14 protein-coding genes are annotated in these 11,796 nt (G+C 68.8%); 6 read left to right on the top strand and 8 right to left on the bottom strand.

Going from position 1 to position 11,796, the window contains the following annotated elements; translation table 11 throughout:
- Window positions 1-11: 11 nt before the first annotated feature.
- The 3 genes from JN22_RS09945 to JN22_RS09935 all read right to left on the bottom strand — a co-directional run bounded on the left by JN22_RS09945 (window position 12) and on the right by JN22_RS09935 (window position 1,797).
- On the bottom strand, window positions 12-392 hold the full coding sequence (locus JN22_RS09945) for a c-type cytochrome (protein WP_085553786.1): 381 nt from the start codon (window positions 390-392) through the stop codon (window positions 12-14).
- 130 nt (window positions 393-522) lie between these two features.
- Window positions 523-1,197, bottom strand: coding sequence for an SRPBCC family protein (locus tag JN22_RS09940; protein WP_085553785.1), 675 nt, complete (start codon window positions 1,195-1,197; stop codon window positions 523-525).
- A 162-nt stretch (window positions 1,198-1,359) separates the two neighbouring features.
- Window positions 1,360-1,797, bottom strand: a complete 438-nt coding sequence (locus tag JN22_RS09935) for a hypothetical protein (protein WP_085553784.1) — start codon at window positions 1,795-1,797, stop codon at window positions 1,360-1,362.
- Between the two features lie 170 nt (window positions 1,798-1,967).
- Between JN22_RS09935 and folK the strand changes: the two genes are divergently transcribed.
- The 4 genes from folK to JN22_RS09915 all read left to right on the top strand — a co-directional run bounded on the left by folK (window position 1,968) and on the right by JN22_RS09915 (window position 4,080).
- Window positions 1,968-2,522, top strand: coding sequence for a 2-amino-4-hydroxy-6-hydroxymethyldihydropteridine diphosphokinase (folK, locus tag JN22_RS09930; protein WP_085553783.1), 555 nt, complete (start codon window positions 1,968-1,970; stop codon window positions 2,520-2,522).
- Window positions 2,523-2,554: 32 nt separating this feature from the next.
- Entirely contained in the window at window positions 2,555-3,133 is a 579-nt protein-coding gene (locus tag JN22_RS09925) for a sugar O-acetyltransferase (protein ID WP_085553782.1), read from the top strand.
- A 103-nt stretch (window positions 3,134-3,236) separates the two neighbouring features.
- On the top strand, window positions 3,237-3,644 hold the full coding sequence (locus JN22_RS09920) for a tunnelling fold family protein (RefSeq protein ID WP_085553781.1): 408 nt from the start codon (window positions 3,237-3,239) through the stop codon (window positions 3,642-3,644).
- A 277-nt stretch (window positions 3,645-3,921) separates the two neighbouring features.
- A complete protein-coding gene (locus JN22_RS09915) occupies window positions 3,922-4,080 on the top strand; it encodes a hypothetical protein (RefSeq protein WP_179166111.1) in 159 nt (52 codons plus the stop codon).
- A 182-nt stretch (window positions 4,081-4,262) separates the two neighbouring features.
- Here the strand turns inward: JN22_RS09915 and JN22_RS09910 are convergent, their stop codons facing one another.
- The 5 genes from JN22_RS09910 to JN22_RS09890 all read right to left on the bottom strand — a co-directional run bounded on the left by JN22_RS09910 (window position 4,263) and on the right by JN22_RS09890 (window position 10,346).
- A complete protein-coding gene (locus JN22_RS09910) occupies window positions 4,263-4,631 on the bottom strand; it encodes a response regulator transcription factor (RefSeq protein WP_085553780.1) in 369 nt (122 codons plus the stop codon).
- Window positions 4,632-4,682: 51 nt separating this feature from the next.
- A complete protein-coding gene (locus JN22_RS09905; RefSeq protein ID WP_085553779.1) occupies window positions 4,683-7,808 on the bottom strand; it encodes an efflux RND transporter permease subunit in 3,126 nt (1,041 codons plus the stop codon).
- A 4-nt stretch (window positions 7,809-7,812) separates the two neighbouring features.
- Window positions 7,813-8,952 carry an efflux RND transporter periplasmic adaptor subunit gene (locus tag JN22_RS09900; protein WP_085553778.1) on the bottom strand — a complete coding sequence of 380 codons (1,140 nt, stop codon included), beginning with the start codon at window positions 8,950-8,952 and terminating at the stop codon, window positions 7,813-7,815.
- Between the two features lie 118 nt (window positions 8,953-9,070).
- Window positions 9,071-9,397 carry a hypothetical protein gene (locus tag JN22_RS09895; RefSeq protein WP_085553777.1) on the bottom strand — a complete coding sequence of 109 codons (327 nt, stop codon included), beginning with the start codon at window positions 9,395-9,397 and terminating at the stop codon, window positions 9,071-9,073.
- A 103-nt stretch (window positions 9,398-9,500) separates the two neighbouring features.
- A complete protein-coding gene (locus tag JN22_RS09890; RefSeq protein WP_396021910.1) occupies window positions 9,501-10,346 on the bottom strand; it encodes a glycosyltransferase family 2 protein in 846 nt (281 codons plus the stop codon).
- A gap of 245 nt (window positions 10,347-10,591) precedes the next feature.
- Here JN22_RS09890 and JN22_RS09885 point away from each other — a divergent pair, with 245 nt between their 5' ends.
- Together JN22_RS09885 and JN22_RS09880 are read left to right on the top strand one after the other, a co-directional pair.
- Window positions 10,592-11,218 carry an ATP-dependent Clp protease proteolytic subunit gene (locus tag JN22_RS09885; protein WP_085553775.1) on the top strand — a complete coding sequence of 209 codons (627 nt, stop codon included), beginning with the start codon at window positions 10,592-10,594 and terminating at the stop codon, window positions 11,216-11,218.
- A 133-nt stretch (window positions 11,219-11,351) separates the two neighbouring features.
- On the top strand, window positions 11,352-11,792 hold the full coding sequence (locus JN22_RS09880) for a PRC-barrel domain-containing protein (RefSeq protein WP_085553774.1): 441 nt from the start codon (window positions 11,352-11,354) through the stop codon (window positions 11,790-11,792).
- The last annotated feature ends 4 nt before the right edge of the window (window positions 11,793-11,796 follow it).

Below are 11,796 nucleotides of genomic sequence, written 5' to 3'. Positions count from 1 at the left end.
AGGGCGGGGTGTTACTTCTGCTCGGCCAGGAAGGCGATCAGGTCGGCGCGCTTGGCGTCGTCCTTCAGACCGGCGAAGGCCATCGTGCCGCCGGGGACGATCTCCTTCGGGGCCTTGATGTAGGCGTCGAGGTTTTCCGCGGTCCAGACGTAGCCGGCAGCGCCCTTTTCCTTCATCGGAGCCGAATACTTGAAGCCGTCGATGGAGGCGGCGGTGCGGCCGACCACGCCGAACAGCGACGGACCAACCTTGTTCTTGCCCTGCTCGGTGGTGTGGCAGGCCATGCAGACCTTGAACACGTCCTTGCCGGCGGCGGCGTCGGCGGCCTGCGCGGCGCCGGCGCCCATGACGACGCCGACGACCAGGGCCGCGCCCATCAGATGCTTCTTCATTCTTCGGCTTCCCTTCCGAGTGATGGCCGGCCATGCCCGGCCGACCGAAAACGCGCGGCAGCATACACATTCCGGGGTGGGGGCCAACCCCCCAACGTGCCGCCCTCCACCTAAAGAACGAGTCCCGGAACTAATGGGCGAAGGCCAGCGCGCCAACGAGAATGACAACCACGAGTATGGCCGCCCATGGCACGTAAAACCCGCCGCCGCCCGCCGCCGCGGACCCGATCACGGGCAGCGGCAGCGGCACCTCCGGGGGTGGCGCGACCGCCTGCGGCGCGGCCACGACCGGAGCGGCGGCCGGAGCGGCCGGATTCGCGGCCACCGGAGCGGCAGGCGCGTCCCCCACCGATTCGGTGGTCGCCGCCGGCCCGACGATCTGGGTGAAGCGCGTGAAGAAGTCGTCGGCCATCTTGCGCGCGGTGGCGTCGACCAGCCGCGAGCCGATCTGCGCCAGCTTGCCGCCGACCTGGGCCCGCGCGGTGTAGGACAGCCGGGTGGCCCCCTCCTCATCGGTCAGCGCCACGGTGGCGCCCCCCTTGCCGAAGCCGGCGGCCCCGCCCGACCCTTCGCCGGTGATGGTGTAGCCGTTGGGTGGATCCAGGTCGGACAGCGTTACCTTGCCGGAGAATTTCGCGCTCACCGGCCCGACCTTGGCAACCACCTTGGCGGTCAGCTCGGTGTCCGACAGCCGCACCACCTCCTCGCAGCCGGGAATGCACTGGCGCAGCACCTCCGGGTCGTTCAAGGCGGCCCACACCCGTTCGCGCGGCGCCTCGATCCGGTGGTTTCCGCTCATGTCCATGGTTCGTCGTTCCTCCAAAACCGTCTTGGGTCCGGAAGCCCGGCGCGGAAAGACCGCTGCCTGGCGTCGGGACGCGGGGTGCGGAATGGTCAAGGCCACGCTTCAAGAATAGGGTATCGCCCGCGGACGCGACAGCCCCCAATCGGCGTAGGAGCGCCCGTCTCAGCGCGGCTGCACGCAGTTCTGGACGATCGGGGCGCAGGCCGACAGGCTGACGCCGGCCGGATAGCTCACCTGCTCGACCGCGCCGCCGCGTCCCAGCACCACCGTGGCCTCGCAGCCGCTGGTGCCGCCGCCGACCGGCACGCTGAAGCCGAGTCCCAGCCCGACTCCGCTGCCGAACCCGCCGCTGCCGGCGCCGACCCCGATGCTGCTCATCGGGCTGGCGGCATAGGCCGGGCGGGCGATGTAGGTGTAGTATTCCCGGCCCTCGGCCATCGCCTGCCGCTCCGGCACGCCGGCACAGGAGAGCAGCCGGTCCTTGGGCATGCCGACCAGCTCGGTCTGGGCGCGTTGCGCCACCTCCGCCCCCGGGCCGGTGGCGCAGGCGGCGAGACAGGCAACCGACAGGCCCAGAACAATCGCGACGCGCGCAGCCATGATGCGATCTCCTCAACAAGCAAAGGACGGCCAGTGAACGGCGGCGGACAGAGGCGCCACCCGACCGGGAACCCCGCCGGCGCCCCGCTGTTCCCGTTGGCGATGACGCCACACCGTCGATTTGGTAGGAAGGTGCCCTCTTGTCGACTGCGCCCGGAACACTTCCTGTCATGACGGCCACCTCTCCGGCTACGAAGCCACCCTCTCCGCCCGGCGCCACCGTCCATTTGGCGCTTGGCGGCAACATCGGCGACCGCGCGGCCAACCTGGCCGCCGCCATCCGGCGTCTGGGCGAGGCCGTCGCCGTCGACCGGCTCTCGGCGGTCTACGAGACGGCGCCGATGTACGTCACCGACCAGCCGGCCTTCCTCAACATGGCGGTGCGCGGCGCCACCCGCCTGGCCCCCCTGGAGCTGCTGCGCTTCGTCAAGCGGATCGAGGCGGATCTCGGCCGCATCGGCGGCGGCGAGCGGTTCGGCCCCCGCCCCATCGACATCGACATCCTGTTCTACGGCGACCTCGACGGCAACCGGACGATGGCCGGGCCGGAGCTGGAGATCCCCCACCCGCGCATCGCCGAGCGCGCCTTCGTGCTGGCGCCGCTGGCCGACATCGCCGCCGACCTTCCCCATCCCACGCTCGGGCCCCCGGTCGCCGAGCTTCTGGCCGCCACGCCCGGCCGCGACACGGTTGTGCGCGTGGCCGACGCGCTGGACGCCGGGTGATCACTCCAGACCATTTGAGAAGGACGCCGACCATGACCGATGCCGACCCGCGCAGCGAGAAGCAGAAGATGCTGGCCGGCGACCTCTACCGCGCCGGCGGGGAGGAGCTGACCGCCGACGCCGTGCGCGCCGACCGCCTGATGCGCGCCTACAACGCGACCACCGCCGAGGAGACCGAACGGCGGCGCAGCCTGCTGGCCGAAATGCTGGGCGCGGTCGGCGAGGATTCGGTGCTGCGGCCGCCATTCCATTGCGATTACGGCTCCAACATCCGGATCGGCCGCGGCTGCTTCGTGAATTTCGGCTGCGTGTTCCTCGACGTCGTGGCCATCACGCTGGGCGACCATTGCCAGATCGGCCCGTCGGTGCAGATCTACACCGCCGACCACCCGCGCGACCCCGACCTGCGGCGCGCCGGCTATGAATCCGGCATTCCGGTCCACATCGGCGCCAATGTCTGGATCGGCGGCGGCAGCATCGTCCTGCCCGGCGTCCGCATCGGCGACGACGCCATCGTCGGCGCCGGCAGCGTGGTGACGCGCGACGTTCCGGCCGGAGCGACGGTCGCCGGCAACCCCGCCCGGATCCTGAAGCGCGCGCCGACGGCATGAGCGGTGGCGGCGTGAGTGGCAACGGCCGGGGCTTCCGCCTATAGTGCGCCCGCGAGGATCGCCCTAGCAGACCGCCGGAACAAGGCCGGCCGGGAGAAGCCGTTTGTCTGAGCACAGCACGGAACGGCGCGCCATCGTCCAGCCGGACGGGGCGACGCTGACCTACACCATTCTCGTGCGCGGCTTCACCGCCACGGTCCATCTGGCCGGACGGCCGGGACGGCCGACCGCGCGGATCGACCTGACCCTGACCGTCGCCCATCCCGGCGCCGGCTTTCCCGACGACATCGCCGCCGTCATGTCCTACGAGGACATCATCGAGGATCTGCGGCGCCTGTGCGCCGACGAGACGATTCCCGATCCCGGCTATCTGGCCGGCCGCGCCGCCGACCTCTGCCTCGGCCATGCCAAAGTCCAGCGGGTCCACGCCGATGTCGAGCTGCCCTCACTGTCCGCCGAGGGAGCCGTGTCCGGTGCCAGCATCACGCGTGTGCAACAAAACAGCTCCTGAACATTCCTCAATTTGTCGCAAACTTTTGCATTACCTCCCATGGCGTGACCATAGGCCGGCCCGCGGAATACAGCTTCACGGAAGGATATAGATCCGTTTGACCAAAGGACGGGTGCCAATTCCTTTTGGTCCGCGATAGGGTTGCGCGATTGTATTTTTTGCGTACAATCGAAGATCAAGGGTTTGGTGTCGCCAGCCCAGACCCCAGCCGTTCGAAACAGCGCGCAGGGATCGGCCAACCGGATCGACTGGATCGACTGATTCAAGGGAGGGAAGCATGGACCGCAGGACGACGCCGACCCTTTCGGAACTCCTTGAAGACCCCATCGTGGTCGCCGTCATGGCGCGCGATGGCATCAGCCGGGAAACCTTTCAGCAGATGCTCGAGCGCGTTCGCCGCAACCTTCGCGCCCAGCAGGAGCGGATAGCCGCCTGATCCGCGCGTGGCATGAGCCGCCGGCCGGTTGTTTCGCCGGCCCCGTTGTCGGCTTGCCTTGCCGGTCGCCCCTGTGCCGGTCGAGTCCATGACGATCCTGGTCTGTCAGTAACCCTGGTTTGCCAGTGCCCTTGGTTTGCCCTGCCTTCCAGGCAGGGCTTTCCTTGTTGCGCCTCCCCCTCTCACCCGCCAAGCACCACCCGCACCGCCTCCAGGATCTCGGCCGGCTTGAAGGGTTTGCGCAGCGTCTTCTGCGCGCCCAGCGCCTCCGCCACCGGCAGCACGTCAAGCGAGGCGCGGGCTCCGCCGCCGGAGATCGCGATGATCCTCAGGTCGGGCCGGTTCCGCCGCAACGCCATGATCGTCGCCAGCCCCTCCTGGTTCGGCATGAAGATGTCGGTGATGACCAGATCGGCGGGATTCCGCTGGAAACGGGCGATTCCCTCCTCCCCATCGCGGGCACCGGCCGCCTCGTGGCCGTTGCGGGTCAGGATGTGCAGCAGCATGCTGCGGACGACATCGTCGTCGTCGATGACAAGCACGCTGGCCATGAGCGGGGGCCTCCTCCTTCGCCTGCCGTCATCGGCGCCATGCCGGTGGCGTCACTCCGCCGGACGCGCGACGCTTTGCGGCGCCGCGCCGGCCGGCCCATCAGCCGCCTCCCCGGCCGGGAAGGGCCTCTTCCTGGCAATATAGCTGTAAACCGTCGGCACGACGAACAGAGTCAGCAGCGTCCCCAGAGTCATGCCGCCGACGATCACGGCGCCGATGGCCTGCCGGCTCTCGGCCCCCGCCCCCTGCGCGGTGGCGAGCGGCACGGCGCCCAGCACCATGGCGCCTGTGGTCATCAGGATCGGGCGCAGGCGCATCACCGCCGCATCCTCCACCGCCTTGCGGATCTCGACTCCGCCGCGCTGGAGCTGGTTGGCGAACTCGACGATCAGGATGCCGTGCTTGGTGATGAGCCCGACCAGAGTCACCAGACCGATCTGGCTGTAGACGTTCATCGTTCCGCCGCCGATCTGCAAGGCGGCCAGCGCCCCGGTCATCGACAACGGCACCGTCAGCATGATGACGAAGGGATCGACGAAGCTTTCGAACTGCGCCGCCAGCACCAGATAGATGAAGGCCAACGCCAGCACGAAGACGAAATAGAGCCCGGTCGCCGACTCCCGGAACTCGCGGCTCTGCCCGGCATAGTCGGTCTGGGCGGTGGCCGGCAGCACCCGCCGCGCCGCGCCTTGCAGATAGGTCAGCGCCTCGCCCAGCGAGGTGCCGGGGGCCAGCGTCGCGGTGATGGTGGCCGAGCGCAGCTTGTTGAAGTGGTTCAGCTCCTTGGGCGCGACCCGTTCCTCGACCGTCACCAGATTGGCGAGCGAGATCATCGGCGCGGTCCCGCCGGCCGCCGCGGCCACCGCCGGCAGGCCGCCGCGCACATAGATCGAGGCGATGTCGTCCGGGTTGCGGCGGTCGATGTTGGCGACCTGCACGACCACGTCGTACTGCTTGCCCTCCTTCTTGAAGCGCGTGACCTGCCGGCCGCCGAGCAGCGTCTCCAGCGTCCGCCCCACCGCGTCGACCTCGACCCCGAGGTCGGCCGCCTTGTCGCGGTCCAGCACGATGCGCAGCTCCGGCTTGTTCAGCTTCAGGTCGGTGTCTAGGTTGGTCAGGCCGGGGAATTTGCGGGCCTCAGCCATCAGCCCGTCGACCATCTTCTGCAACTCCTCGAAGGGCAGCGAGGTCTGGATGACGAAGTTCACCGGCTTGTCGATCGGGCTCTGGCCCAGCGACGGCGGGTTGGTGACGAAGCCGAGGATACCGGGGATGCCGAACATCTTGGGGAAGAGCTGGGCGGTGATCGCCTGCTGCTTAACCTCGCGCTGGTCCCAGTCGACCAGACGGACGAAGGCGATGCCCTGGTTGACCACCGGGAAGCCGACGACGACGAAGAACTTCTCCAGCACCGGAATCTCGCGGAACAGCGCCTCCATCCGCTGGGCGTAGGTCATCGTGTAGTCGAGCGTCGCCCCCTCCGGCGCGATGGCGATGCCGACGATGGTGCCGCGGTCCTCGACCGGCGACAGCTCCGACTTCAGCCCGCCGAACAGGACGTAGCTCGCCGCCGCTACCCCGGCGCCGATCAGCAGGATCAACGGCCGCACCCGCAACGACAGCCGCAACAGCCGGCGATAGCCGTTGGTCATGCCTTCCAGGAAGCGCTCGATCGCCCGATAGAAGAAGCCATGCTTGGTCTCGTGCTTCAGCAGCTTGGAGCACATCATCGGCGAGAGCGTCAGCGCGACGAAGCCCGAGACGATGACGGCGCCGGCCAGCGTCAGCGCGAACTCGGTGAACAGACGCCCGGTGCGGCCGGTCATGAAGCCGATCGGCGCGTAGACCGCCGCCAGCGTGATGGTCATGGCGACCACCGCGAAGCCGATCTCCTTCGATCCCTTCAGCGCCGCCCGGAAGGGGTCCATCCCCTCCTCGACGTAGCGGAAGATGTTCTCCAGCATGACGATGGCGTCGTCGACGACCAGCCCGATGGCCAGCACCATCGACAGCAGGGTCAGCGTGTTGATCGAGAAGCCGAAGGCGTACATCAGCGCGAAGCCGCCGATCAGCGACACCGGGATGGTCACCAGCGGCACCAGCGTCGCCCGCAGCGAGCGCAGGAAGAAGAAGATCACCAGCACGACCAGGACGATGGCCTCGAAGATCGTGTGGAACACCGCGTCGATCGACTTGGCGATGAAGACCGAGCTGTCGTAGCCGACATCCACCCCCATGCCGTCCGGCAGCGCGGCGCGGATGACCGGCAGCGCGTCGTTGACCGCCTTCGACACGTCGAGCGGGTTGGCGGTGGACTGCTTGACCACGCCGATGGCGACGGCCCCGCGCCCGTTGAAGCGGGCGCTGACCCGCTCGTCGAGCGCGCCGATCTCCGCCCTTCCGACGTCGCGCAACCGCACCAGATAGCCGCTGTCGTCGCGCAGGATGATCCGCTCGAACTCCTCGGGCGTGCGCAGGTCGGTTTCCGAGACGACGGTGAACTCGCGCGACACGCTCTCGACGCGGCCGGCCGGGATCTCGACGTTCTGCCTGCGCAGCGCCGCCTCGACGTCCTGCGGGGTGACGCGGTAGGCCGCCATCCGCTGCGGGTCGAGCCACAGCCGCATGGCGAAGCGCCGCTCGCCGAAGATGCGGACCTGCGCCACGCCGGGCAGGTTCTGCAAGCGGTCCTTGACGTAGCGGTCGGCGAAGTCGGTGACGTCGAGCGGCGAATGCCGGTCGGAGGAGAAGGCCAGGTAGATGATCGGCTGGGCGTCGGCCTCGACCTTGGCGATCACCGGCTCGTCGATCTCGTCGGGCAGCACGGCGCGCACGCGGGCCACCCGGTCGCGCACGTCGCTGGCGGCGGTGTCGACGTTGCGGTCCAGGCGGAAGCGCAGCGTGATCTGCGATTTCTCGGCGCGGCTGATCGAGGACATCACGTCGATGCCCTCGATGCCGGCGAGGCTGTCCTCCAGCGTCTGGGTGACCTGACTCTCGATGATCTGGGCCGAGGCGCCCTTGTAGGTCGTCTCGACGGTGACCACCGGCTCGTCGATCTTGGGGTACTCGCGCACCGACAGGCGCTGGTACGACACGATGCCGATCAGCATCAGCGCGAGGCTCATCACCGTCGCCAGAACCGGCCGGCGGACCGAGATGTCGGAGAGGACCATCGGTTCAGCTCCCGGCCGGCTTGGCGTTGACGACCACCACCGGGGCGCCGTCGCGGATCTTGATCTGCCCCGCGGTGACCACGACGTCGCCGGGTTTCAGCCCCTGGGTGATCTCGACCTCGGCGTTGCGGCGCTCGCCCAAGCCAACCCTGGTCTGCACGGCCTTGCCCTCGGCGACCTTGAAGACGAACTGCTCCTTGCCGAAGGCGACGACCGCCTGCTCGGGGATCAGCACGGCGTCGGGCACCACGGTCAGGGTCAGCGCCACGCGGGCGAACAGGCCGGGGCGCAGGCTCCCGTCCGGGTTGGCGATTCGGGCGCGCACGACCACGGCGCGGCCGTTGACGTCGACCAGCGGGTCGATGGCGTAGACCTGCCCGTCGAAGCCGCGGCCGGCAAAGGCATCCACCGAGACCTTCAGCGTCTGGCCGACCTTCACCGCCGACAGGAACATCTCCGGCACCCGGAAATCGAGCTTGAGGGTGTCGATCGCCTCGATGTTCACGATGTCGCGGCCGGCCTGCATGTAGTCGCCGACCGACACCTTGCGCAGCCCGAGCACCCCGTCGAAGGGCGCCGTCAGCACCTGCTTGTCGAGATGCGCCCTGGCGAGCTGGACCGCCGCCTCGTCGGCCTGGAGCTTGGCCGCCGCCTGCTCGCGGTTGCGCAGGGGGCCGGTGTTCTGGCGAACGAGCTGGTCGGCGCGCGACAGCTCGGCACGGGAAAAGGCGATGCTCGCCTGCGCCTGGGCCAGCGTCGCCCGCGCGATCGAATCGTCGAGGCGGACCAGCACCGTCCCCTTGGTGACCTTCTGGCCTTCCTGGAAGGCGATCTCGCTGACGCGCCCGGCGATCTCGGGCCGGATGACCACCGATTCGTTGGACAGCAGCGAGCCGACCGCCGTCACCGTGCGGGCGACGCTGCCGATCCTCACCGGCACGGCCTCCACCGGCATCGGCGGCGCGCCGCCGGGGGCCGGGCCGCCGGACTTGGCGGCGGAGGCGCCGCCCGGCGCCGGGGCCGCCCCCGTGACCAGCGCGACCAGCCCGGCCACGGTGCCGCCCCGCGTCACGAAATGCCAGTAGGCTCCGCCGCCGAGCGCGGCCAGAACGAAAAGTGCGACGACGCGGGACGGGGTGCGCATGGAGCGGGGCCTGAACGAGGGTTCGTCATCGCCAAACCCCAACAATCAGCGGTCCGGCGAACTGAACTATATCGTTCAGTTCAAATCCGGAGTCGAGAATGTTCAACGCCGCACCCCATCAGAGGGCGCCGGGCAGCCCGGCGATGTGGCCGGCGTGCATCTCCACCACCTTGCCCCCGCACAGCGTGACGGAGAGATCGGCCGGCTGTCCGGCCCCGACATGCCCATCGGGTGCCAGGGCACGCACGGCGCCGCCGTCCAGATCCAGACCGGGCGCGCAGCAGGGCGACTCGCCTGCCGGGATCACGGCGCGGATGCGGCCATCCTCGATCCGGATGTCGGCCATCCGAAAACCGGACGACGGCGCGTTCTCCAGCGCGGCGTTCTTCAGCCAGAATTTTCCATTGGCCGGAATACGGGCGAGGCAGCAGCTCGGGGCGGTCATGCGCGGTCCCAGAAGCGGTCACGGGAACGCCATCAGCCTGCCGCAAAACGGTAAAGCAATGATTGCGGCACCCGCGTCCCCGCCGTCCATCCCCACCGTCCGATCACGCACCGCCGAGAGCCAGGAACTCCTGGAAGTTGGCGCAGCGCCCGGCCCGGCGGGCCGCCTCGTAGGCCGCGTTCCGGGCGCGCTTGGCCGCCAACGCCGCCGCGAAGCGGGCGCGCAGGCCGGCGTCGGCGATGCCCATCCCGTCCCGTTCCAGCCGGTCCAGCACATGGCGGTAGCAGCGCTCGGCCCGTTCGCCGCTGTCGGCCGAGAAGGTGATGGAACCGGCCCGCTGGCGGTACTCGTAGAGCGGCGCCCGGACCAGCGGCACGGCGCCGGCCCGGTCGAGAATCCGCAGGTTGAAGACGACGTCGTCGCAGAAATCGACGTCCGCCTCCCAGGCCGGGCGGAGGTCGCGGCGCACCACCGGAAACATCGGCACCGAGGTCGCCAGGAAGCCGTCGGCGTCGAGACGGCCGACTCCGTCCCGCTCGGGGAACAGGACCGACAGCGGCGCATCGTCCTCGTCGCGCACCACGGCGACGTTGTCGAAGGCGGCGCCATGCGCCAGCGCCAGCGGCACCAGGGCGGCCAGCCGCCCCGGCCGGAAGCGGTCGTCGGCGTCGAGCGGCGCCACCAGCGGCAGGGTCGCGGCGGTCAGACCCGCGTTGCGGGCGGCGGGCGCCCCGGCGCCGACGCGGCCGGTGCCGGTGAAGACCAGCCGGGAGTCGTCGATGCCGGCGGCGCGCAGGGTCGGCCGGTAGTCGGTGCCGTCGTCGCTGACGACCACCGCCTGCCACGCCGTCCAGTCCTGGTCGAGCAGGCTGCGCACCGCGCGGGCGATGGTGTCGTGGGCGCGGTGGGCCGCGATGATCACCGAGACCCCGTTTTCAAGCGTTCCCACGGTCATTTTCCCGTCCCTTTCCATCCCTCGGGCCCGCGAGTGTGGTGAGAAGACGCACCCGCCGTCAACGCGGACGCCGTTCCCCGACACCGAATGCGGTTTTGACGCCGGGGGACGTTGAACATGGGCCCGATACGGGCTATGTGGAGACAAGGCAAGGCGCCTTGCGGCTCCGCGCAGCCCGTATCGGGCCCTATCCAGGTTTCCGGCATCTCAGGTTTTCGACACCAGGGAGAACAACATCGATGGCGCAGGTCGGATACACCCGGTTCGACGACGAACCCGAAAAGGAACCGGACGAAAAGTCGAAGGACACCGCCCAGCCGCCGTTCGCAGCCGTGCAGCAGACCCTGTTCAAGGCGCGCACCGTGCTGATCTTCGGCCAGATCGACATGAAGCTGGCACAGGCCGTCTCGGCCCAGCTCCTGGCGCTGGCGCATGAAGGCGACGACGACATCACGGTGGTGGTCAACTCCCCCGGCGGACACGTCGAGGCGGGCGACACCATCCACGACATGATCCGTTTCGTGAAGCCGCGCGTGAAGATGCTGGGCACGGGCTGGGTCGCCAGCGCCGGCTGCCACATCTTCCTGGCGGCGAACAAGGAAGACCGTTTCTGCCTTCCCAACACCCGCTTCCTGATCCACCAGCCGCTGGGCGGCACCGGCGGCCGGGCGACGGACATCGCCATCGAGGCGAAGGAAATCATCCGCATGCGCGAGCGTCTGAACAAGATCATCGCGCGTGAAACCGGGCAGTCCTTCGAGAAGGTCGCCAAGGACACCGACCGCAATTACTGGATGTTCGCCGGCGAGGCCAAGGAGTACGGCATCGTCAGCCACATCATCGACACCATGGACGAGCTAAAGTAACCGATTCGGCCTGTTGCCGGCGCAAGGGGCTTTCCTCCGGTGGAGGGAGGCCCCCTGTGTTTTGGGGGTAGAGGGGAAACCTTCACCCGCTCCGCACGTTGTTCAGGCATCCCGAACAGCAAGGAGCACTCCCTTGAAAGGCATTCTTCTCGCCGGTTGCACCGCCGCCCTTCTCGCCTCGTCGCCGGTCTTGGCCGCGTCCTCGGACCACAGCGTGACGCATCCGACGACTCCGTCGGTCGCGGCACTCGACGACAGCGTCGATCCGGCGCTGCTGAAGATGCGCGTCGACCAGTTGAAGGGGAAGGACATCCACGGCTCCGACGGCAAGGACATGGCCGAGATCGAGGACATCGTCCGCTACAACCGCCAGCTTTTCGCGGTGATCGACGTCGACCACACGGTGGACGTCAGCGACAAGGACGTCGTGCTACCGCTGAACAAACTGCGCGTCAAGGGCGATCGGTTGACCCTCGACATGACCAAGGACCAGCTACAGGGCCTCGAGAAGTGGCAGAAGGACCGCTACGAGCGCGTCAAGGAAGCCGGCCCGCTCAGCGAACTGGGCCGCTGATTCC

Origin of the sequence: Azospirillum agricola (assembly GCF_020005195.1) — a bacterium.
Lineage (GTDB): Bacteria > Pseudomonadota > Alphaproteobacteria > Azospirillales > Azospirillaceae > Azospirillum > Azospirillum agricola.
The sequence above is the reverse complement of the archived record's forward strand: the minus strand, read 5'-3'. Positions and strand labels throughout refer to the sequence as shown.

Coding starts and splice junctions, on each gene's coding strand:
- JN22_RS09945 (WP_085553786.1), bottom strand. CDS start 392: ATGAAGAAGCATCTGATGGGCGCGGCCCTGGTCGTCGGCGTCGTCATG.
- folK (WP_085553783.1), top strand. CDS start 1,968: ATGACGGCCACCTCTCCGGCTACGAAGCCACCCTCTCCGCCCGGCGCC.
- JN22_RS09940 (WP_085553785.1), bottom strand. CDS start 1,197: ATGGACATGAGCGGAAACCACCGGATCGAGGCGCCGCGCGAACGGGTG.
- JN22_RS09905 (WP_085553779.1), bottom strand. CDS start 7,808: ATGGTCCTCTCCGACATCTCGGTCCGCCGGCCGGTTCTGGCGACGGTG.
- JN22_RS09910 (WP_085553780.1), bottom strand. CDS start 4,631: ATGGCCAGCGTGCTTGTCATCGACGACGACGATGTCGTCCGCAGCATG.
- JN22_RS09915 (WP_179166111.1), top strand. CDS start 3,922: ATGGACCGCAGGACGACGCCGACCCTTTCGGAACTCCTTGAAGACCCC.
- JN22_RS09935 (WP_085553784.1), bottom strand. CDS start 1,797: ATGGCTGCGCGCGTCGCGATTGTTCTGGGCCTGTCGGTTGCCTGTCTC.
- JN22_RS09885 (WP_085553775.1), top strand. CDS start 10,592: ATGGCGCAGGTCGGATACACCCGGTTCGACGACGAACCCGAAAAGGAA.
- JN22_RS09900 (WP_085553778.1), bottom strand. CDS start 8,952: ATGCGCACCCCGTCCCGCGTCGTCGCACTTTTCGTTCTGGCCGCGCTC.
- JN22_RS09895 (WP_085553777.1), bottom strand. CDS start 9,397: ATGACCGCCCCGAGCTGCTGCCTCGCCCGTATTCCGGCCAATGGAAAA.
- JN22_RS09925 (WP_085553782.1), top strand. CDS start 2,555: ATGACCGATGCCGACCCGCGCAGCGAGAAGCAGAAGATGCTGGCCGGC.